Annotated in this window: 3 protein-coding genes and 1 pseudogene; 1 reads left to right on the top strand and 3 read right to left on the bottom strand. The window is 40.3% G+C overall.

Annotated features, from left to right (window positions below):
- From PREMU_RS15355 to PREMU_RS00285, 3 genes are all read right to left on the bottom strand, one after another.
- Positions 1 to 324, bottom strand: a 324-nt coding sequence (locus tag PREMU_RS15355; protein WP_007572184.1) for a hypothetical protein, incomplete at its 3' end; no start/stop codon positions are given.
- A gap of 40 nt (positions 325 to 364) precedes the next feature.
- Positions 365 to 664 carry a DUF2141 domain-containing protein gene (locus tag PREMU_RS00295; RefSeq protein ID WP_169311296.1) on the bottom strand — a complete coding sequence of 100 codons (300 nt, stop codon included), beginning with the start codon at positions 662 to 664 and terminating at the stop codon, positions 365 to 367.
- Positions 665 to 1,141: 477 nt separating this feature from the next.
- Positions 1,142 to 1,453 carry a hypothetical protein gene (locus PREMU_RS00285; protein WP_007572180.1) on the bottom strand — a complete coding sequence of 104 codons (312 nt, stop codon included), beginning with the start codon at positions 1,451 to 1,453 and terminating at the stop codon, positions 1,142 to 1,144.
- Between the two features lie 477 nt (positions 1,454 to 1,930).
- Here PREMU_RS00285 and PREMU_RS15915 point away from each other — a divergent pair.
- Positions 1,931 to 2,068, top strand: a pseudogene (locus PREMU_RS15915) (hypothetical protein); the annotation flags it as partial.
- Positions 2,069 to 2,256: the final 188 nt, after the last annotated feature.

Here is a 2,256-nt window from a genome sequence, read left to right as displayed (position 1 = left end):
CAGTGAGGACGTGAGTCTTTTGTGCCTTGCTTTTACCTTGAGACAGATCTTTGACATATTGACACAAGCAAAACTGTAGTAGTTGTGTACGCAGTTACATTGTAACTGCCTGCATGAATAAAAAGTTTCACAGAGACTTAATCTGTAGACAATACAGCTGAAAGTATGAGCGGCATCTGAAGTCTCAGCAATGGGTGCAGATAGATTCTCGTTCTTCAAAGAATATAACGCTTTCATGAAATCCTCATCGGACATCTTCACGTCAAAGAGTCTATCAAAGTAATTTCTTTTATTGGCTACTAAGAAAGCATCCATCTTGTTCATAGTCTGTATCTCATTTTAATTTTAACAATTTTAGTTCCATTTACATAAAAACTTGGTCTTTTTTCCAATTCGGGAAGCCATTGATATTATTAGACAGTCCATAGGGCTCCCTAGGGATGCCAAACACGGTATCGACCTTCCTGTTGTTGTTGAGATCCTGGAAAATCTTCACGGAATATGTTCCTTTCGGCAATGATACCCGAACGCTCATGCTTTTTTTATGGACAGGGCAGACGACCAGTCTGTACGGCTTATCTTCATCGTATTCCTTAGCATTCTTGAAGACAGCCAAATAGATTCTATTTGTCAGGATAGGAATGTTTTCTATATGTACGACCATACGGCAGTTGTTAGATATATCCTGTGATGTTACTGATGCCGTCAGCAGCATCATGAGTGAAAATATTAATGTTTTATCATTGTCTTAAAGTTTAAATAGACGCAAAATAGGAATATCGTAAGCAGGAGTCCTTCTTAGGATTAGGCCTGTTGGAGATATTCAGGTACTCCTTTCCTTTGTCAGATCTTCCGGAGGTTGTCAGATGAGATGTTACCCAGTTTTCGATTGTCCCCCGGGACATTATATATGTATCCATGTTGATCCACGTAAATTTTCTTATGTCGATAGGTATCGTAGTATAGCGCTTCTGCAAAATACTGGTAGCTGACATATTTTTTGCCGATAGGTTTCTCCTGATCGACCAGCACGATCTTGTCTGATGGCAAACCATCGACAGACAGTTTCTGTCCAGCCGTGCTATTTTAGACACCAGCATCTTACTGAACTTAATTCCCTTTACGCTTTTGAGGAGCTGCTTCATTTTTCCAGATCCATATCTACCTTACAATAGAGATTATACTTAATAATTGTAGAAGTATCTATAGTCTTTGCTATCGAAGGCAGCAACGATACTGTTTCTATCTGGTCAAGCATCAGATCCATGAACTTACAGTTGCAGGCACTGAGTTGTTCTACCGTCTTCGATGTCCACGGTCCTACATCGACTATCGCATTGTAAACCAAGCTAGGAATGCGGCAATGAGAGAAATCTAGGGCCGGATAGCGCTCAGGATTATTTGTGACAAAGGCCCAGTCTTGTCCGATGAAGTACTCCATGTACTGGTCCATGATGGATTCATCAGAAGGTGCGTATTTTTCTTCAGCTGTCCCATATTCAGTTTCCTAGAATCGTTGAACACATCAACAATGTCAGCCGGGATGTGCAGAAGTCTTCCTTTTGCAAATCGTATATCACTCCTTCGTCATCTCCTTTCACAGGCACATTATGCGCATAGAGTAACACAAAATCTTTGTCAGTATATATCATAGCAGAAATTTATTTTTCAGTGATACAAGTATATATCGTAAGATTCTATATAGGAAGAAACAATTGATGGCTATAGAAAGACTCAACGTTATTACCTCGCGAATGACGAATGACGTCTCCATATATTCCCGGAACTCCACAAACTGCAGGATTGCGCTTATGTTGATCACTGTGAACATGATAATGCCCGCATACATCATTGTCGAGAATGAGAAATCAAATATTGAATACAGCAGCAGCGGTAAATCAGCTTTTTAGAATCTTCATCTTCTCCTTCCATGGCATCATCTTGTTGGTCACAATACCGAAGAATACCTTTGACGAGTATCATATCAAGTCCCAAGATAGACAAGATAAAAGGCTATGTAATCTTCACTGTCCTTGATGATATTTGGCGGTGTCTGCTGGACTTCACAAAAGGCTATCGGAAGTACGAGCTTGTTACCGCCATGCAGTTCAAATCCGTCTATATCTGGCACATATTGTTTGTAGAGAATGACACCAGGAATCTTGCTAAGGTCGTCAGTGGTCCACATCTCACCATAACCTGCAGCTGGCTGTCCATCGGTTCCTTTATAGAGTATAGGGTATTCGTTCATTAATA

This window comes from Hallella multisaccharivorax DSM 17128, assembly GCF_000218235.1.
Classification (GTDB): domain Bacteria; phylum Bacteroidota; class Bacteroidia; order Bacteroidales; family Bacteroidaceae; genus Prevotella; species Prevotella multisaccharivorax.
The sequence above is the reverse complement of the archived record's forward strand: the minus strand, read 5'-3'. Positions and strand labels throughout refer to the sequence as shown.